The following is a 16,245-nucleotide window of genomic DNA, read 5'->3' on the forward strand; positions in this document are numbered from 1 at the left end:
CCCGCACCACCCCGAATTTTTCCGACCTGACGCGCGAGCGTCCCTTCATGCAGCTGTGGGTGGCGCGGCTCTTCGGCACCGCCGCCAGCCAGATGCTGCTGGTGGCCATCGGCTGGCACATGTACGACCTGACCGGCAGCGCCTGGGACCTCGGCCTGGTCGGGCTCTACCAGTTCGTGCCGGCGCTGGTGCTGGCGCTGTACGCGGGCCATGTGGTCGACCGCCACCACCGCGGGCGCATCGTGGCCGCCTGCTTCGCGGTGCAGGGCGTGGTCGGGCTGGCACTGCTGACGGCGCATCAGCTGCACCACGATTCGCGCGCGTTGCTGCTGGGCCTGTCGGTGGTGCTGGGCGCGGTGCGCGCCTTCCAGATGCCGGCGCAGCAGTCGCTCACGCCGATGCTGGTGCCGCCGCTGATGCTGCCGCGCGCGATGGCCTTCAGCTCGGCCGGCATGCAGGGCGCCATCATCGGTGGGCCGGCGCTGGGCGGCCTGCTGTTCGCGGCCGGCACCGGCGTGGTCTACGGTGCGAGCGTGGCGCTGTTCGTGGTCGGCGGCGTGCTGGTGGCGCGCCTGCGCTACCGGCAGCCGGCGCGGGTGCGCGAGCCGGTCACGCTGGCCACGGTGTTCGCGGGCGTGAACTTCATCTGGCGCCGCAAGCCGGTGCTCGGCGCCATCTCGCTCGACCTGTTCGCGGTGCTGCTGGGCGGCGCCGTGGCGCTGCTGCCGATCTACGCCAAGGACATCCTGCACACCGGCGCCTGGGGCATGGGCCTGCTGCGTAGCGCGCCGGCCGTGGGGGCGTTGCTCACGTCCGTCTGGCTCACGCGCCAGCCGATCGAGCGGCACGTGGGCCGCACGCTGCTGATCGCCGTGGCGGCCTTCGGCGTGTGCATGGTGGTGTTCGGCATCTCGCGCAGCTTCACGGTGTCGCTCATCGCGCTGGCGATCTCGGGCGGCGCGGACATGGTGAACGTGGTGATCCGCCAGACGCTGGTGCAGCTCGAGACGCCCGACGACATGCGCGGCCGCGTGAGCGCGGTCAGCTCGATCTTCATCGGCGCGAGCAACCAGCTCGGCGAGTTCGAGTCGGGCGCCACCGCGGCGCTGCTGGGGCCCGTGGGCTCGGTCGTGCTGGGCGGCGCGGGCACGGTCGCCGTGGCGCTCGCGTGGTTCAAGCTGTTCCCGTCGCTGGCGCGGCGCGACCGGATGGTGGGTTAGCCCCCGAACGCCGAGAACGCCGCCGGCACCTCGAGCACGACGTCCGACAGCGGCTCGGCCACGCAGGGCAGGATCCAGCCTTCGACCTTTTCCTCGGCGCTGAGGCCGGGCCAGTCGACGGTGTGGCGCACCTGGCCAGCGCGCAGCCGGCAGATGCAGGTGCGGCAGGTGCCGTTGCGGCAGGAACTGGGCAACTCGATGCCGGCGGCGTCGGCGGCGCGCAGCAGGGTCTGGCCGGGGGCGGCGTCGAACTCGAAACCGCGGGGGTCGATGCGCACCCGCATCCTGCTCAGCGCGGTGCCGCGCCCTGCGACTGGCGGCGCTGGTCGCGCAGCATGAAGAGGTAGAGGCTTTCGACCTTCTCGCGCGCCCAGGGCGTCTTGCGCAGGAACTTGAGGCTGGAGCCCACGCTCGGGTCCTGCCCGAAGCAGCGCAGCGGGATGCGTTCGTTCAGCCCGGCCCAGCCGTACTCCGCCTCCAGCGCCCGCACGATGGCTTCGAGCGTCAGGCCGTGCAGCGGGTTGCGCGGCTGGGGTGCAGGGGCCGGCGGGGCGGCGTCTTCGGTCACTTGTTCTTGAGCTTGCCGCGCGGGATCACGGCGGTGGTCATGGTGCGGATCGGCTCGTCAGGGGACGAAGACGGTGCCTTCGGTGGCGAGGTGTCCTTCTTGGGCTTCTTCGCCTCTTTGTTGGCGCGTTGCTGACCTTTGGCCATGATGGTCTCTCCGACGATGAATGGTGAATGTGCCGGGGAGTTTAGCGGGCGGCGACAATACACGGTTCCATCGAAGAACTCAGCATTCATGTCCCACTACGAAGTCCGTCCCGCCACGATGCGCGACGCCAAAGCCATCGCCGAAATCCACGCCGCCGCCGCCCGCGCGGCCTATGCGGACATCCTGCCCGAGGACCAGCTCCTGGCCCTGGCGCCGGCCACCCGTGAAGCCAAGTGGCGCGAGGCCATCGAATTCAGCGAGCCACAGGTGCAGGTGGCGGTGATCGACGGCGAAGTCGTCGGCTTCGTCGGCTACGACCGCTCGCGCGACCCCAAGACGCCCTCGACCACCGGCGAGATCTGGGCCATCTACCTCAAGCCCGAGCACTGGGGCAAGGGCGCCGGCGTGGCCCTCTGGGATGCCGCGCGCGACGGCCTCGAGGAAGAGGGCTGCACCACCGTCACCATCTGGGTGCCGCTGCGCAACGAGCGCGCCATGCGCTTTCACGAACTGGCCGGCTTCAAGCGCGAGATGAAGACCGCCAAGACCACCGCCATCGGCACGGTGAAGATCGAAGAAATCCGCCTCAAGCGCAGCGTGAGCTGATTTTTTTTGCCGGCGCCGCCTGTGCCGCTCGTGGCGCCGTAGGACGGTTGCGGGATTTCCCTGACCCGGGGCTGACCAGCGGCTAAGCTGCGCGGCTTCATCACTCCGACGTCCTGCACCATGGCCGCCAGTCTCTTTCTCCTGCTCGACGACATCGCGACCGTCCTCGACGATGTGTCGCTCCTCACCAAGGTCGCGGCCAAGAAGACCGCGGGGGTGCTGGGCGACGACCTGGCGCTCAACGCGCAGCAGGTCGCCGGCGTCAAGGCCGACCGCGAGCTGCCGGTGGTCTGGGCGGTGTGCAAGGGCTCCTTCCTCAACAAGCTGATCCTGGTGCCGGCCGCCTTGCTCATCGGCAGCGTCCTGCCGTGGGCGATCACGCCCTTGCTGATGATCGGCGGCGCCTTCCTGTGCTTCGAGGGCGTCGAGAAGCTGGCCCACAAGTTCCTGCACAAGGCCGAGCACGACGCCGAGGTGGCGCAGCACGTGCGGGCCGTGGCCGATCCGGCCGTCGACGTGGTCGCCGCCGAGAAGGCCAAGATCAAGGGCGCGGTGCGCACCGACTTCATCCTGTCGGCCGAGATCATCGTCATCACGCTCGGCACGGTGGGCGGCCAGCCCTTCGGCACCCAGGTCGCGGTGCTCTCGGGCATCGCGGTCATCATGACCATCGGTGTCTACGGGCTGGTGGCAGGCATCGTGAAGCTGGACGACGCCGGCCTCTGGCTGACCCGCCGCGCCAGCGCCGCGCAGCAGGCCTTCGGCCGCGGCATCCTGGCGGCGGCGCCCTGGCTGATGAAGGCGCTGTCGGTGGCCGGCACCGCCGCCATGTTCCTGGTCGGCGGCGGCATCCTGGTGCACGGCGTGCCGGCCTTCGGCCACGCGGTGGAGGCCTGGACCGCGGGCGCGGGGGCGTTGGGCACCGTGGGGTCGATGCTCGTCAACGCGGGCATCGGCATCGTGGCCGGCGCCCTCGTGCTCGGTGCCGTGGAGCTGGCGAAGAAGTTGCTCGGCAAGCGCTGAAAAAACGCTAGGGGCGCTTGCCCTTGGCCCGCTGCACCAGGTCGACCACGATCAGCGCCATGCCCAGCACCAGCGCGAACCAGCCGACGGTGGCGGCGCCCGCGATCATGTCGTGCCAGTGGGGCGACTGAAGGAAGTACGGCGCGACCAGCACGGCGATGCCGATCAGCAGACAGAGGACGCCGCGTTCGGCCATGCGCGGTGCGCGTGAAGGTTTGGATGCCATCGGGCGAGTGTAGGGGCGGCTCATAGGAGAATCGGAACCCATGACCACAGCCTTGCCGTCCCCGCGCGCTCTCCGGCGCCTTCTTGCGCTGGCCGCCTTCGCGGCCGGCGGTGCCGCAGCGCAGGATGCGGCCCAGTTTCCCGCGGCCGCCGTGCGGTTCCTCGACGGCGAACTGCCCCGGATGGAAAACGCCGTGAAGGAGCGCGACCGCGACTACTTCGAGGAGGCGATGGGCCGCACGGTGGCGTTTTCGGACGACTGGGGCTTCAAGAGCCACGCCAACCCGGCACTGGCGCCGTACCGCGGCTGCACCGAGGCCGTGTCCGATTTTGTCATCGTCGGCCTGTGCCGCCTGATGCCCAACGGCAGCGAGTGCGACGCGATGCTCGCCACCCGCTTCGACACCAACCTGCGCCAGTGCCGGCAAGCCGCCGGGCGCTGAGCGCTGGGGCTCAGGCGCCGGCCTTCTCGGCGTTCCCGGCCTTCTGCAGGCCCTGCAGGGTCTGCAGCATCACCACCCGGGCCTGGCCGAGCACCATGCCCTTCCATTCGTCGTTGTCGCAGTAGAAGGCGTCGCGCAGGTCGCGGCGGATGGCGTGCTGCTGCACGTCGGGCGCGTCCGGGTGGCGGCGCAGCCAGGTGTCGGCGCGCAGCCGGTCGAGCACCTCCTGGTCGGGCAGGGTGCCGAATTCCAGGCCCATCAGCGTGGCGTGGGCCTGCGGGCACTCGTCGTAGACGATGGTCACGACCGGCCCCGTCACGTCGGCCGAGGCGGACGTGCCCTCGAAGGGCGCGAACACGTCGGCGCCCCACCAGGCCAGCGCGCGTGGCAGGCCGTCGGGCCGGCCGGGGTAGATCTTCTCGCCGTGCCCGTAGGGGCCGAGGCCGGTGTGCACGTCGATCCAGGCGATGTGCCTGGCCGCCGCGCCGTGCCTGCGCAGGATGGCGCGCATGGTGCGGTTGCTCCACGAAGGCGCCTGGCCGCCGTAGAACACGCCGTCGGGTGCGGTGTACTGGCCGGTGGTCACGGCCGCGCGGTAGCCGCGCACGCCGTGCTTCCCGATGTAGGCAGCCATGGCGGCCCGGTCCGCCTCGGTGGGCGGCCACTGCGCGGGCAGCACGAAGGGCTCGACCTCGGCGTAGGCCGCGTTCACCGGCAGCGGTGCGTCGAAATCGATGTGGTTGCGGTTCAGGTCGATGTTGTCTTCGTTGGTGCGGTGCAGGTGCGAGAAGCCGTGTGGGTTGACCGCGTGCACCAGCAGCAGCGCGACGCCGGCCCGTTCGAGGCGAGCCATCAGGTCGGCGTCGTTCAGCAGGGCGACCTGGCAGCCCGAGCCGCAGAAGCCTTCGGGCCCGTGCGTGCCCGAGCTGACGATCAGCAGCTTGTCGGCGCCGGGCGCGCCGAGGAGGGCGGTGTCGGTGGCCAGCGCCTCGCCCAGGGCGCCGGTGTGGCCGTCGAGCGGGAAGGTGTCGATCGTGGCCTGGCGCTCGCGGGCGGCGTCGAGGAACTTGCGGCGGGCTTCGGCATAGCTGCCGGAGAAGTGGCGGGCGGCGTGGGTGCTGTACATGCCGCGAGTATTGCGCGCCGGCGGCGTTTGCGCTTCATCGCGCCTTCAGCCGCGGCGGCGCAGATGGTCGGCCACGGCCTGCACGTCGGATCTGCCGCGCACGGCGGCCAGTCGCAGCGGGCCGTCGCCCGTCGCGGCGGCCACGGCGGTGGCCTTCTTCGGGCACAGGCCCAGGCAGGACGATTCGACGATGCGAAAGCGCGGCCGTTCGGCCCCCAGCGCCTTCCTGAATTCGCCCGGCAGCTTCTTCGCCTTGCGCCTGGGCGGGCCGCTGCCGCGCTCGGCACAGCGGCCGCAGACCAGCAGCAGGGCGTCGAACCTGGGCGCCACGAAAGGCGAGGTCGGCCCGGCCGGGATCGACGCGGAAGGGGCGGGCGGCGTGTCCGTCGGCAGGATGGGCGTGCGGTTCATGCGGTTCCTCGGGGTGATCGAACAGGGTAGCCGCCCGCCGTGCGCTATCGTGTCGGTCTGCCACCCGTCACCCCACTCATCCTCTCCGCCATGTCCCTGCTGCCCACCTTCGAGATCGAAACCGCGCCCAACCCTACCGCCACCGTCATCGTGATGCACGGCCTGGGCGCCGACGGCAACGATTTCGTGCCGATCGCCAAGGAACTCGAACTCGGCGACGTCGGCCCGGTGCGCTTCGTGTTCCCCAGCGCGCCGTCGATGCCGGTGAGCATCAACGGCGGCTATCCGATGCCCGCCTGGTACGACATCTTCGCGCCCGACCTGGTGCGGCGCGAAGACGATGCCGGCCTGCGCCGCTCGCGCGACGCCATTGAGGCGCTGATCGCCCACGAGAAGTCGCGCGGCATCTCGGCCGGGCGCATCGTGCTGGCCGGCTTCTCGCAGGGCTGCGCCATGGCCCTCATGACCGGGCTGCGCCATCCCGAGCGACTGGCCGGCATCGTCGGCCTGTCGGGCTACCTGCCGCTGGCCGCCACGACCGAGGCCGAGCGCCATCCGGCGAACCAGTCGACGCCGGTGTTCCTGGCGCACGGCACGCAAGATGGCGTGGTGGTGCTGCCGCGCGCCCTCGACACCCGCGCGGCGCTGGAGCGGCTCGGCTACACCGTGGAATGGCACGACTACCCGATGGCGCATTCGGTCTGCCTGGAGGAAATCGCCGACCTCGGCGCCTTCCTGCGGCGTGTGCTGGGCTGAGCCCGGGCCGGACTCCGGGCAGTTTCCCCGTGCCAGCAGCCGTCTGCCGAAAGTGCTACCTTCCAGCCCCACCAAAGACGGACAAGCGATAAGAACATGAGCACATTGCAGGAGCGGCTCGCCGCGCTCTCGCCCGCACGCTTGAGGGGCGTGCGGCGGGGCATCGAGAAGGAAAGCCTGCGCGCGCGGCCCGACGGGCAGCTCGCGCTGACGCCGCACCCGGCGGCGCTGGGCTCGGCGCTCACGCACCCCCACATCACCACCGACTTCAGCGAATCGCAGCTGGAGCTGATCACCGGCGTGCACGGCGACGTCGAGGCGGCGCTCGCCGAACTCACGCAGGTGCACCAGTTCACCTACCGGGTGCTCAACGAGCTGGGCGATGAGCGCATGTGGGTGTCGAGCATGCCCTGCGGCCTGCCGACCGACGAGACCATTCCCATCGCCCGCTACGGCAGCTCGAACGTGGGCCGCGCCAAGAGCGTCTACCGCATGGGGCTGAGCCACCGCTACGGCCGGCGCATGCAGACCATTTCCGGCATCCACTACAACTGGTCGCTCCCCGAGGTGTCGAGCGAGCAGTACTTCGCGCTGATCCGCAACTTCCGCCGGCACGCCTTCCTGCTGCTGTACCTGTTCGGCGCGTCGCCGGCGCTGTGCTCGAGCTTCGTGGCCGGTCGGCCGCACGAGCTGCGTCCGATCGGCGAGGGCAGCATGCACATGCCCTTCGGCACCTCGCTGCGCATGGGGCGCCTGGGCTACCAGAGCGAGGCGCAGTCGTCGCTGCAGGTGAGCTACAACAGCCTCGAAGGCTACGGTGCGTCGCTGCAGGACGCGCTGACGCGGCCCTGGCCGGCCTACGAGAGCATCGGCATCCAGAACCCCGGCGGCGACTACAACCAGCTGGGCACCACGCTGCTGCAGATCGAGAACGAGTTCTACGGCACCATCCGCCCCAAGCGCGTGATCTATCCCGGCGAGCGCCCGCTGCATGCGCTGCGCGAGCGCGGCGTCGAATACGTCGAAGTGCGCCTGATGGACCTCGACCCCTTCGTGCCGGTCGGCATCACGGCGCAGACCATCCGCTTCCTCGACGTGTTCCTGCTGCACTGCCTGCTCAGCGACAGCCCCGACGACACGCCGCAGGAGATCGCCGAGCTGGCGCACAACCAGCACCTGACGGCGGCCCGCGGACGCGAGCCCGGCCTGCAGCTGCTGCGCGGCGGCCAGGAGATCGCGCTGACCGAGTGGGGTGCCGACCTGGTGGCGCAATGCCGGCCGATCGCCCAGGCGCTGGATGCTGCCCATGGCGGCAGCACCTACATGCAGTCGCTCGACGCGGCGGTGACCGGCCTGCGCGACGCGCACAGCCTGCCGTCGGCGCGCGTGCTCGCCGCGATGGCGGCCGACCATGGCCATTCCTTCACCGACTTCGCGCGCGCGCGCTCCGAGGCGGCGCGGCAGGCGCTGCTGACACAGCCCTTCGCGCCCGAGGACCAGGCCCGCTTCGTCCAGGCCAGCGCCGAATCGATCGAGGCGCAGAAGGCCATCGAAGCGGCCGACACCATGCCCTTCGAGATCTACCGACAGCAGTACGTGTCGCCGGCCCGCCTGGGCTTGGGCGCGCGGGCACGCAACGCGGTCGCGGTGTGAGGGGGCCGGGGGCGCACCCCGGCGCATGCGCCGGTAGGCGCGCACCTACCCGGATTGGCCGGCATGACCCACTGCCGGGCTGCGCGCGGCGCGGATGATGGTCTTCAACCAAGGCACCTCCGTACATCGCTCGCCGTGATTCGTTCTTCCAAGCCCTACAAGACCTACCTGGTCGAAGACAACCCCGTGATCCGAGAGAACCTCGTCGGTTTCCTCGAGGATGTGGCCGACACCACGGTCGTGGCTCATGCGAGCAGCGAGCAGGAAGCGGTGCAGTGGCTGGACGGCCACCGCGACGAGTGGGACATGGCCATCGTCGACCTGTTCCTGCAGGAGGGCAACGGCTTCGGTGTGGTCGATGCCTGCCGCAACCGCGCATCCCACCAGAAGGTCGTCGTGCTGAGCAACTACGCCACGGCCGACATGCGCGAGCGCTCCAGGGTGCTGGGCGCCGATGCCTTCTTCGACAAGTCCGCCGAGATCGACCAGCTGCTCGAGTACTTCGAGCACGCCCACCGCTAGGGTCTGGCCCGCGTTGTCGCATGCGTGGCCGGCGTTGCCGGGCCGCTGCGGTACAACCGCAGCCCTTGCAACCACGAATTTCAACGAGATGAACGCATCGATCGACTTCAAAGGCCGCGTCGCCATCGTCACGGGCGCCGGTGGCGGGCTGGGCCGCCAGCACGCCCTGGCCCTCGCGGCACGGGGCGCGCGGGTGGTGGTGAATGACCTGGGCGGTGCGCGCGATGGCTCCGGCGGCTCGGTCAGCGCGGCCGAGGCCGTCGTCGCCGAGATCCGTGCGGCCGGCGGCGAGGCGATCGCCAACGGCGCGTCGGTCACCGACTTCTCGGCCGTGCAGGCCATGGTGCAGCAGGCGGTCGACGCCTGGGGCCGGGTCGACGTGCTGGTCAACAACGCCGGCATCCTGCGCGACAAGAGCTTCGCGAAGATGGAACTGGCGGATTTCCGGCTGGTGATGGACGTGCACCTGATGGGCGCCGTGCATTGCACCAAGGCGGTGTGGCCGTTCATGACCGACCAGAAGTACGGCCGCATCGTGATGACCACCTCGTCGTCGGGCCTGTACGGCAACTTCGGCCAGAGCAACTACGGCGCGGCCAAGATGGCGCTGGTCGGCCTCATGCAGACGCTGAGCCTCGAAGGCGCCAAGCACGACATCCGTGTCAACTGCCTGGCGCCCACCGCCGCCACCCGCATGACCGAGGACCTGATGCCGCAGGCGGTGCTCGATGCGCTCAAGCCCGAGGCCGTGGTGCCGGCCATGCTGGTGCTGGCCTCGCAGGACGCGCCGAACCGCACCATCCTGTGCGCCGGTGCCGGCGGCTTCGAGGCCGCGCATGTCACGCTGACGCAGGGCGTGTTCGTGGGCCTCGGGGCCGACGCGCCGGAACGGCTGGCTGCGCGTCTGGCCGAGGTCGTCGATCGCCAGGGTGAGCAGGTGCCACAGAGTGGCGCGGCGCAGGGCACCGTCGAGATCGCCAAGGCGACGCAGGCCGCTGGCGGACGCTAGTTCTCAGGAATGGCGGGACGCCCGCCGTGGCGTTGCCGCGCACGGCGCGCATGCACTGCGGGGAGAATCGGGGGCTTCATCCCCTTTCGGTTTCCGCATGTCCGCTCTTCCCGATTCCCTCTGCTACCTCAACGGCGAGTTCACGGCGCTGGCCGACGCCAAGATCTCCGTGCTCGACCGCGGCTTCATCTTCGGCGACGGCATCTACGAGGTGGTGCCCGTGTACGGGCGCAAGTTCTTCCGTTTCGCGCAGCACATGGCGCGCCTGAACCGCAGCCTGGCCAGCGTGCGCATCCCCAACCCGCTGGACGAGGCCGGCTGGCTCGAGCGGGCGCGCCGCCTCGTCGCCGCGCATTCCGCCGACGACCAGATGCTCTACATCCAGGTGAGCCGCGGCGTGGCACCGCGCGACCATGTGATGCCCAAGGCGATCGTGCCCACGGTCTTCATCATGACCAACGCCATGAAGCCGCCGTCGGCCGCGCTGCTGGCCCAGGGCGTGGCGTGCGTCACGGCGCGCGACTTCCGCTGGGAGCGCGCCGACATCAAGAGCACCTCGCTGCTGGGCAACGTGCTGGCACGTCAGATCTCGGCGGACGTCGGCGCGGTCGAGACCATCCTGTTGCGCGACGGGCTGCTGACCGAGGCGTCGTCGTCGAACGTGTGGGTGGTGCAGGGCGGCGCCCTGTTCGGCGCGCCCAAGAGCGAGCATGTGCTCGAAGGCATCCGCTACGACCTGATCCGGGAGCTGTGCGAGGCCGAAGGCATCCCCTACGACCTGCGCCCCATCGCCGAGGCCGAGGTGCGTGGCGCCGACGAGCTGCTGCTGAGTTCGGCCAGCAAGGAAATCATGCCCGTCACCCAGCTCGACGGCCGGCCCATCGGCAGCGGCACGCCCGGCCCGGTCTTCGCGCGCCTGCACGCCGCGTACCAGCGCGCGAAGGAAGCGCAGTCGATCTGATCAGCTCTGGATGTAGCTCGTCAGTTGTTCGATCGTCTTTTCGTGGTCCGCGATGATGTCGTCCATCAGGTCGCGGATCGAGAGCATGCCAACCACCTTGCCGTTGTCGACCACCGGCAAGTGGCGGATGCGCTTCTGGCTCATGAGCGCCATGCAGGCGTGCGTGGGGGTGTTCGGCGTCACGGTGATGACATGGGCCGTCATGATCTCCGCCACCTGCATCGCCTTGGAGTTCTTGCCCAGCAGGGCCACCTTGCGCGTGTAGTCGCGCTCGGAAAACACGCCGACGAGGCGCTCGCCTTCGAGGACCACGAGCGCGCCGACTTCGTGGCGCGCCAGCAGGTGCAGCGCCTCGAAGACGGTGGTGTCGGGGCCGGTGTGCCAGAGGCCGGCATTGCGGCGCTGGCCAAGCAGGGCGGATACGGGTTTCATGGTCACTCCCTCGGGCAGGTTGCGGACGATGCGTCGGGTACGCGCTGCATTCATCATAGGGGCGCAGCGTGGTCCGTGGCTAGTGCGACGAATGGATGCGTCGCGCCGGCGACGGCATAGCCGTGTCCGCCGCGCTTGATCCGCGTCAAGCGCCGCAGCGCCGTGTCTCCCTACAGTCGGGCCTCCTTCATCCGACCCTCCGGACCTGCCCCGTGCCGATCGAGCTCTACCGCGACCCGCAGCATGCCTGCCTGATGTTCACCGACCTGGTCGGCGCGGATGGACAGGCAGTGCAGGCGAACCAGTTCCTCATCGTCGATCACGGCACCGGCGCGGTCATCGATCCGGGCGGCAACCTCGCCTTCAACGAGCTGTACCTGGGCATGACGCGCCACTTCAGCCCGCACAAGCTGTCGTACATCATCGCCTCGCATGCCGACCCGGACATCATTGCGTCGCTCGACCGCTGGCTGACGTCGACCCGCGCGCAGCTCGTGATCTCGCGCGTGTGGGAACGCTTCGTGCCGCACTTCACCAAGGTCGGCAAGACCGAGGAACGGATCATCGGCGTGCCCGACCTCGGCGGGCGCCTGCCGCTGGGCGCCAGCGAGCTGTGGCTGCTGCCGGCGCATTTCCTGCACGCCGAGGGCAACTTCCATTTCTACGACCCGGTCAGCCGCATCCTCTTCACCGGCGACCTCGGCGTGTCGATGACCAGCGGCCGCGAGGCCCAGACACCCGTGCGTGACCTGGCGCCGCACATCCCGCGCATGGAAGCCTTCCACCGCCGCTACATGGTGTCGAACAAGATCCTGCGGCTGTGGGCGCGCATGGCGCGCACGCTCGACATCGCGATGCTGGTGCCGCAGCACGGCGCGCCCATCGAAGGGCGGGCGGCCATCTCGGACTTCTTCGACTGGGTGGAGTCGCTGATGTGCGGCATCGACCTGTTCGACGACCGGGCCTATCAGGTGCCGCAGGCGCTGATCGACCCGCGCGTGCACCGCACCGACATGTCCTGAGTTCGCGCCTTCCCGCACAATGCGTGCCCCACCACGCATCAGCAGACGAAAAGGAAAGCGCCCCATGGCCATTCAGTGGTTCCCCGGCCACATGCACCTGACCCGCAAGGCCATCGGGGAACGCATCAAGGACATCGACGTGGTGATCGAACTGCTCGACGCCCGCTTGCCGGCCTCCAGTGCCAACCCGATGCTGGCCGAGCTCACCGGTCACAAGCCGGGCCTGAAGGTGCTCAACAAGCAGGACCTGGCCGACCCCGGGCGTACCGTGCAATGGCTGGCGCACTACAACGCGCTGCCCGACACGCGCGCCATCGGCCTGGACGCCAGCCAGACGACGCCGGCCCGGCAACTGGTCGAGGCCTGCCATGCGCTGGCGCCCAACCGCGGCGGCATGGCCAAGCCGATGCGGGTGCTGATCTGCGGCATCCCGAACGTGGGCAAGTCGACGCTGATCAACACGCTGGCGGGCGGGCGCAAGGCCAAGACCGGCGACGAGGCCGGCATCACCAAGCTCGAGCAGCGCATCACGCTGGCCGACGACTTCTACCTGTGGGACACGCCGGGCATGCTGTGGCCGCGCATCATCGTGGCCAAGAGCGGCTACAACCTGGCGGCGAGCGGCGCGGTCGGCCGCAATGCCTTCGACGACGAGGAGGTCGCGCTGGAACTGCTCGACTACGTCAAGCGGCACTACGCACCGGTGCTCTCGGCGCGCTTCAAGCTCGACCTCGATGCGGCCACGGTGGCGGACATGCAGGACGAAGAACTGCTCGAGGCCATCGGCCGCAAGCGCGGTGCGCTGCTGGGCAAGGGCCGCGTCAATCTGCAGAAGGCGGCGGAGATCGTGATGCACGCCTTCCGCGACGGCAGCCTCGGTCGCATCACGCTCGAGACGCCGGAGGAATTCGCGGCCTGGCTGGCGGAGGGCGAGCAGCTCGACGCGGAGCGCCGCGCCAAGAAGGAGGCGCGGGGTGGCAAGGGCAGGCGTGCACCCGCGGCGGACGCGGGCGCGTAGGGCCCGTCAGTCCTTCAGGACGATCTTCCCGGCCTCGACGTACTCGTCGTACTGCATCCGCGGAATGGCCGTGAGGCCGACCACGCCCTTCTCGGCCTCCCAGCTGAGGGTGGCGCTGTCCGGTGCAAGCACCACTTCGACGAGGGTGCCGACCGGGATGATCAGCGGCACGCCGTCCCCCGGCGAATAGCTGACGTGGCCCTGGATGGTGGCGAACTGGCTCATTCTCGGATCCTCCTTCATGGATAAACGTCGATTGGACGCGATCCGGCGTGCCGCGCCTGTCGGAGAAATGGCCGCCTTGACCATGCAACGTCCGCACTTGTAGCAAACTTGCGACGCACGCTCCGGCGCGCATCGCGAAAAACCTCCACCTTCCTCCCATCCCATGACGCAAGCCCCTCCCGTTCTCGAAGTCCTGCCGCGCGACATCGCGGCCTACCGCGAAGGCAACACCGGCATCGACTATGTGCATCGCTTCGAGTCCGGCAAGCCCGGCCCGCACGTGCTGATCAACGCCCTGACGCACGGCAACGAGATCTGCGGCATGGTCGCCGCCACGCACCTGCTCGACACCGGCGTGCGGCCGAAGATCGGGACGCTGACCGTGAGCTTCTCGCACATCGAGGCCTACAACGCCTTCGACGCCGACAAGCCCTTCGACAACCGGCAGATCGTGCACAACCTCAACCGCATCTGGTCGGCCGAGATGCTCGACGGCACCGAGGACAGCCCCGAGCTGCGCCGTGCCCGCGCGCTGCGGCCGGTGATCGACGCGGCCGACTACATCCTCGATATCCACTCCACCAGCCAGGACGTGGTGCCTTTTTGGGTCTACCCGGCCTACGAGCGCAACGCCGAGGTGGCGCTGGCCGTGGGCCTGCCCGCGGTGCACCTGGTCATGCCCAACGGCCTGGGCTCGGGCACGCCGCTGATCCAGTACGGCCGCCATGGCGAGACGGACGGCAAGGGCGCGGCCATGGTGGTCGAATGCGGCCAGCACTTCAAGCAATCGGCCGCCGACCTGGCGACCGCGGTGACGCTGCGTTTCCTCGCGCACTTCGGCCTGATCGACCGGGACCCGGCGGCGCCGGCGCCCGCGCCGCAGCGCCGATTCGAGCTGCTGCAGACGCACATGATCAAGGACGCCGGCTTCCACTTCGTGCGCCCGCTGATCGGCTTCGAGACCTTCGCCAAGGGCGAACTCATCGCCACCAATGGCGACGAGGAGATCCGCTCGCCCTGCGACGACTGCACCATCTTCATGCCGGCGCAGCGCGCGGTCGTCGGACGCGAGGCGGTCTACCTCACCCGGCCGCTCTGAACGACGGCGCCCGCGCGGGTGTCGAGCGGGTTATCACGGGTGCATCACCCTGGTGCGCGCGCCTATCCTGACCCAGCCGGCACCTGCAAAGTGGTGCGCTTCTTGCATGCTCCTCCGCAACGCGCCGAGGCGCTTTTTTTATGACCCTGCCCTGGAGAGAACCACACATGCGAGGCATTGCTTCAACCGCTTCCCTTCGGCCTCGTGCGCGACGCCTGCTGGTCGCCGCCGTCGTTGCCGGTGCCGCGTTCTCGGGTGCCGCCTTCGCGCGCGACCTGGTCGTCGCCCTGAAGACCGAGCCCACGTCGATGGACCCGCAGTACCACGCGCTCACGCCGAACATCCAGCTGTCGCAGACGCTGTTCGACCCGCTGGTGTGCGGCGACGCCGAACTCAAGGTCGAGCCGTGCCTGGCCGAATCGTGGAAAGCGGACGGCAATGTCTGGACCTTCAAGCTGCGGCCGAACGTCAAGTTCTCCGATGGCTCGCCCATGACCTCGGCCGACGTGCTGTTCACCATGGACCGCGTGGCCAAGGTGCCCAACAGCCCTTCGTCCTTCAAGGTGTACCTGCAGAAGGTCGAGAAAATCGAGGCGCCCGACGCCCTGACGGTGCGCATCACCACGTCGGAGCCGTACCCGCTGCTGGCGATCAACATGGTGGGCCTGCCGATCATGTCGGCCAAGGCCGCGGCCGGCCCGGCGCCCGAAGGCAAGACCACCACCGAACTCAACGCCGGCAACGGCCTGGTGGGCACCGGCCCGTACCGCTTCGTCTCGTGGAAGCGCGGCTCGGAAATCATCTTCGAGCGCAACCCGAACTACTGGGGCAAGGCGCCCGCGTGGGACAAGGTCATCTACCGCCCGATCAGCAACCCGGCCGCCCGCGTGGCCGCGCTGCTCGCCGGTGACGTCGACCTGGTCGAAGACCCGCCGACCGACGACCTCGAGCGCCTCAAGAAAGACCCGAAGCTCACGGTCGAGACCAAGGCCTCGAACCGCATCATCTACGTCGCGCTCGACCAGAACGGCGAGACCACGCCGGGCATCACCGACACCAACGGCAAGAACCCGCTGCTCGACAAGCGCGTGCGCGAAGCGCTGTCGCTGGCGATCGACCGTTCGGCGCTGGTGTCGCGCACCATGGGTGGTGTCGCGACGCCTGCGGCACAACTGCTGCCGTACCCGATGTTCGGCGCCAGCAAGAACCTGGTGACCGCCGCCAAGCCGAACCCCGAAAAGGCCAAGGCGCTGCTGAAGGAAGCCGGCTACCCCAACGGCTTCACGCTGGTGCTGGGCACGCCCAATGGCCGCTACATCAACGACAGCAAGGTCGCGCAGACGCTGGCCGCCATGTGGACGCGCATCGGCGTGAAGACCTCGATCGACGCCAATGCGCCGGCCGTGTTCTTCAAGAACCGCGACAGCTATGCCTACAGCGCCTACCTGGCGGGCTGGGGCACCTCGACCGGCGAGATGTCGAACACGCTGAACTCGCTGCTGGTCACGCCCAACAAGGAGAAGGGCGTGGGCACCACCAACCGCAGCCGCTACTCGAACCCGGCGATGGACAAGCTGGTGGCCGAGTCGGCCACGCAGATGGACGACGCCGCGCGCGCCGCCACGCTGGCCAAGGCCAGCGAGGTGGCGATGGCCGACTTCGCGATGCTGCCGATCCACTTCGAGCACTCGGTGTGGGCGATGAAGAAGGACGTGAGCTTCAAGGGCCGCGCCGACCAGCAGACCATGGTCCAGTACGCGGTGCCCGCCAAGAAGTAGC

At 69.4% G+C, this 16,245-nt stretch carries 21 protein-coding genes; 13 read left to right on the forward strand and 8 right to left on the reverse strand.

What is annotated here, in order from left to right:
* Positions 1 to 47: 47 nt before the first annotated feature.
* Positions 48 to 1,220 carry an MFS transporter gene (locus tag N8A90_RS02570; RefSeq protein ID WP_410087627.1) on the forward strand — a complete coding sequence of 391 codons (1,173 nt, stop codon included), beginning with the start codon at positions 48 to 50 and terminating at the stop codon, positions 1,218 to 1,220.
* Here the strand turns inward: N8A90_RS02570 and N8A90_RS02575 are convergent.
* From N8A90_RS02575 to N8A90_RS02585, 3 genes are read right to left on the reverse strand one after another with little or no spacing between them, the layout of a single operon-like run.
* Positions 1,217 to 1,504, reverse strand: a complete 288-nt coding sequence (locus tag N8A90_RS02575; RefSeq protein ID WP_262073072.1) for a 2Fe-2S iron-sulfur cluster-binding protein — start codon at positions 1,502 to 1,504, stop codon at positions 1,217 to 1,219. The two genes, N8A90_RS02570 and N8A90_RS02575, sit on opposite strands and share 4 nt — an antisense overlap.
* Before the next feature lie 5 nt (positions 1,505 to 1,509).
* The gene (locus tag N8A90_RS02580) at positions 1,510 to 1,788 is read right to left on the reverse strand and encodes a VF530 family protein (protein ID WP_262073073.1); all 279 of its coding nucleotides are present in this window, start codon (positions 1,786 to 1,788) and stop codon (positions 1,510 to 1,512) included.
* Positions 1,785 to 1,934 (reverse strand): hypothetical protein, encoded by a 150-nt coding sequence (locus N8A90_RS02585; protein ID WP_262073074.1) that lies wholly within the window; start codon positions 1,932 to 1,934, stop codon positions 1,785 to 1,787. The genes N8A90_RS02580 and N8A90_RS02585 overlap by 4 nt, the downstream gene beginning before the upstream one ends.
* An 88-nt stretch (positions 1,935 to 2,022) precedes the next feature.
* Between N8A90_RS02585 and N8A90_RS02590 the strand changes: the two genes are divergently transcribed.
* Together N8A90_RS02590 and N8A90_RS02595 are read left to right on the forward strand one after the other, a co-directional pair.
* Positions 2,023 to 2,541 carry a GNAT family N-acetyltransferase gene (locus N8A90_RS02590; protein ID WP_262073075.1) on the forward strand — a complete coding sequence of 173 codons (519 nt, stop codon included), beginning with the start codon at positions 2,023 to 2,025 and terminating at the stop codon, positions 2,539 to 2,541.
* A gap of 120 nt (positions 2,542 to 2,661) precedes the next feature.
* The gene (locus tag N8A90_RS02595) at positions 2,662 to 3,564 is read left to right on the forward strand and encodes a DUF808 domain-containing protein (RefSeq protein ID WP_262073076.1); all 903 of its coding nucleotides are present in this window, start codon (positions 2,662 to 2,664) and stop codon (positions 3,562 to 3,564) included.
* A 7-nt stretch (positions 3,565 to 3,571) separates the two neighbouring features.
* On the opposite strand, the gene N8A90_RS02600 is transcribed toward N8A90_RS02595, so the two are convergent.
* Entirely contained in the window at positions 3,572 to 3,790 is a 219-nt protein-coding gene (locus tag N8A90_RS02600; protein ID WP_262073077.1) for a hypothetical protein, read from the reverse strand.
* 40 nt (positions 3,791 to 3,830) lie between these two features.
* Between N8A90_RS02600 and N8A90_RS02605 the strand changes: the two genes are divergently transcribed.
* Entirely contained in the window at positions 3,831 to 4,232 is a 402-nt protein-coding gene (locus N8A90_RS02605; RefSeq protein ID WP_262073078.1) for a hypothetical protein, read from the forward strand.
* Positions 4,233 to 4,242: 10 nt separating this feature from the next.
* Here N8A90_RS02605 and N8A90_RS02610 read toward each other — a convergent pair whose 3' ends face one another.
* Entirely contained in the window at positions 4,243 to 5,358 is a 1,116-nt protein-coding gene (locus N8A90_RS02610; RefSeq protein WP_262073079.1) for a M14 family metallopeptidase, read from the reverse strand.
* 45 nt (positions 5,359 to 5,403) lie between these two features.
* On the reverse strand, positions 5,404 to 5,769 hold the full coding sequence (locus N8A90_RS02615) for a (2Fe-2S) ferredoxin domain-containing protein (protein ID WP_262073080.1): 366 nt from the start codon (positions 5,767 to 5,769) through the stop codon (positions 5,404 to 5,406).
* A gap of 90 nt (positions 5,770 to 5,859) precedes the next feature.
* Between N8A90_RS02615 and N8A90_RS02620 the strand changes: the two genes are divergently transcribed.
* The 5 genes from N8A90_RS02620 (at position 5,860) to N8A90_RS02640 (ending at position 10,670) form a co-directional block, all read left to right on the forward strand.
* Positions 5,860 to 6,525: an alpha/beta hydrolase gene (locus N8A90_RS02620; protein WP_262073081.1), complete on the forward strand. Its 666-nt coding sequence runs from the start codon at positions 5,860 to 5,862 to the stop codon at positions 6,523 to 6,525.
* Positions 6,526 to 6,621: 96 nt separating this feature from the next.
* On the forward strand, positions 6,622 to 8,178 hold the full coding sequence (gene gshA / locus N8A90_RS02625) for a glutamate--cysteine ligase (RefSeq protein ID WP_262073082.1): 1,557 nt from the start codon (positions 6,622 to 6,624) through the stop codon (positions 8,176 to 8,178).
* 135 nt (positions 8,179 to 8,313) lie between these two features.
* Complete coding sequence (locus N8A90_RS02630) at positions 8,314 to 8,700, forward strand: response regulator transcription factor (RefSeq protein ID WP_262073083.1); 387 nt, start codon at positions 8,314 to 8,316, stop codon at positions 8,698 to 8,700.
* Between the two features lie 88 nt (positions 8,701 to 8,788).
* Positions 8,789 to 9,709, forward strand: coding sequence for an SDR family NAD(P)-dependent oxidoreductase (locus N8A90_RS02635; RefSeq protein ID WP_262073084.1), 921 nt, complete (start codon positions 8,789 to 8,791; stop codon positions 9,707 to 9,709).
* A 97-nt stretch (positions 9,710 to 9,806) separates the two neighbouring features.
* A complete protein-coding gene (locus N8A90_RS02640) occupies positions 9,807 to 10,670 on the forward strand; it encodes a D-amino acid aminotransferase (protein WP_262073085.1) in 864 nt (287 codons plus the stop codon).
* On the opposite strand, the gene N8A90_RS02645 is transcribed toward N8A90_RS02640, so the two are convergent.
* A complete protein-coding gene (locus N8A90_RS02645) occupies positions 10,671 to 11,102 on the reverse strand; it encodes a CBS domain-containing protein (RefSeq protein ID WP_262073086.1) in 432 nt (143 codons plus the stop codon).
* 212 nt (positions 11,103 to 11,314) lie between these two features.
* Here N8A90_RS02645 and N8A90_RS02650 point away from each other — a divergent pair, with 212 nt between their 5' ends.
* Both N8A90_RS02650 and ylqF read left to right on the forward strand, forming a co-directional pair.
* Positions 11,315 to 12,124: an MBL fold metallo-hydrolase gene (locus N8A90_RS02650; protein ID WP_262073087.1), complete on the forward strand. Its 810-nt coding sequence runs from the start codon at positions 11,315 to 11,317 to the stop codon at positions 12,122 to 12,124.
* Between the two features lie 64 nt (positions 12,125 to 12,188).
* Positions 12,189 to 13,142: a ribosome biogenesis GTPase YlqF gene (ylqF, locus tag N8A90_RS02655; RefSeq protein ID WP_262073088.1), complete on the forward strand. Its 954-nt coding sequence runs from the start codon at positions 12,189 to 12,191 to the stop codon at positions 13,140 to 13,142.
* Positions 13,143 to 13,148: 6 nt separating this feature from the next.
* Here ylqF and N8A90_RS02660 read toward each other — a convergent pair whose 3' ends face one another.
* Positions 13,149 to 13,367 (reverse strand): hypothetical protein, encoded by a 219-nt coding sequence (locus tag N8A90_RS02660; RefSeq protein ID WP_262073089.1) that lies wholly within the window; start codon positions 13,365 to 13,367, stop codon positions 13,149 to 13,151.
* 163 nt (positions 13,368 to 13,530) lie between these two features.
* Between N8A90_RS02660 and N8A90_RS02665 the strand changes: the two genes are divergently transcribed.
* Together N8A90_RS02665 and N8A90_RS02670 are read left to right on the forward strand one after the other, a co-directional pair.
* A complete protein-coding gene (locus N8A90_RS02665; protein ID WP_262073090.1) occupies positions 13,531 to 14,466 on the forward strand; it encodes a succinylglutamate desuccinylase/aspartoacylase family protein in 936 nt (311 codons plus the stop codon).
* Positions 14,467 to 14,633: 167 nt separating this feature from the next.
* On the forward strand, positions 14,634 to 16,244 hold the full coding sequence (locus tag N8A90_RS02670) for an ABC transporter substrate-binding protein (protein WP_262073091.1): 1,611 nt from the start codon (positions 14,634 to 14,636) through the stop codon (positions 16,242 to 16,244).
* The last annotated feature ends 1 nt before the right edge of the window (position 16,245 follow it).

Source organism: Variovorax sp. N23 (assembly GCF_025486315.1).
Classification (GTDB): Bacteria; Pseudomonadota; Gammaproteobacteria; order Burkholderiales; family Burkholderiaceae_C; genus Variovorax.

Coding starts and splice junctions, on each gene's coding strand:
- N8A90_RS02570 (WP_410087627.1), top strand. CDS start 48: ATGCAGCTGTGGGTGGCGCGGCTCTTCGGCACCGCCGCCAGCCAGATG.
- N8A90_RS02575 (WP_262073072.1), bottom strand. CDS start 1,504: ATGCGGGTGCGCATCGACCCCCGCGGTTTCGAGTTCGACGCCGCCCCC.
- N8A90_RS02585 (WP_262073074.1), bottom strand. CDS start 1,934: ATGGCCAAAGGTCAGCAACGCGCCAACAAAGAGGCGAAGAAGCCCAAG.
- N8A90_RS02590 (WP_262073075.1), top strand. CDS start 2,023: ATGTCCCACTACGAAGTCCGTCCCGCCACGATGCGCGACGCCAAAGCC.
- N8A90_RS02595 (WP_262073076.1), top strand. CDS start 2,662: ATGGCCGCCAGTCTCTTTCTCCTGCTCGACGACATCGCGACCGTCCTC.
- N8A90_RS02600 (WP_262073077.1), bottom strand. CDS start 3,790: ATGGCATCCAAACCTTCACGCGCACCGCGCATGGCCGAACGCGGCGTC.
- N8A90_RS02605 (WP_262073078.1), top strand. CDS start 3,831: ATGACCACAGCCTTGCCGTCCCCGCGCGCTCTCCGGCGCCTTCTTGCG.
- N8A90_RS02610 (WP_262073079.1), bottom strand. CDS start 5,358: ATGTACAGCACCCACGCCGCCCGCCACTTCTCCGGCAGCTATGCCGAA.
- N8A90_RS02615 (WP_262073080.1), bottom strand. CDS start 5,769: ATGAACCGCACGCCCATCCTGCCGACGGACACGCCGCCCGCCCCTTCC.
- N8A90_RS02620 (WP_262073081.1), top strand. CDS start 5,860: ATGTCCCTGCTGCCCACCTTCGAGATCGAAACCGCGCCCAACCCTACC.
- gshA (WP_262073082.1), top strand. CDS start 6,622: ATGAGCACATTGCAGGAGCGGCTCGCCGCGCTCTCGCCCGCACGCTTG.
- N8A90_RS02635 (WP_262073084.1), top strand. CDS start 8,789: ATGAACGCATCGATCGACTTCAAAGGCCGCGTCGCCATCGTCACGGGC.
- N8A90_RS02640 (WP_262073085.1), top strand. CDS start 9,807: ATGTCCGCTCTTCCCGATTCCCTCTGCTACCTCAACGGCGAGTTCACG.
- N8A90_RS02645 (WP_262073086.1), bottom strand. CDS start 11,102: ATGAAACCCGTATCCGCCCTGCTTGGCCAGCGCCGCAATGCCGGCCTC.
- ylqF (WP_262073088.1), top strand. CDS start 12,189: ATGGCCATTCAGTGGTTCCCCGGCCACATGCACCTGACCCGCAAGGCC.
- N8A90_RS02660 (WP_262073089.1), bottom strand. CDS start 13,367: ATGAGCCAGTTCGCCACCATCCAGGGCCACGTCAGCTATTCGCCGGGG.
- N8A90_RS02665 (WP_262073090.1), top strand. CDS start 13,531: ATGACGCAAGCCCCTCCCGTTCTCGAAGTCCTGCCGCGCGACATCGCG.
- N8A90_RS02670 (WP_262073091.1), top strand. CDS start 14,634: ATGCGAGGCATTGCTTCAACCGCTTCCCTTCGGCCTCGTGCGCGACGC.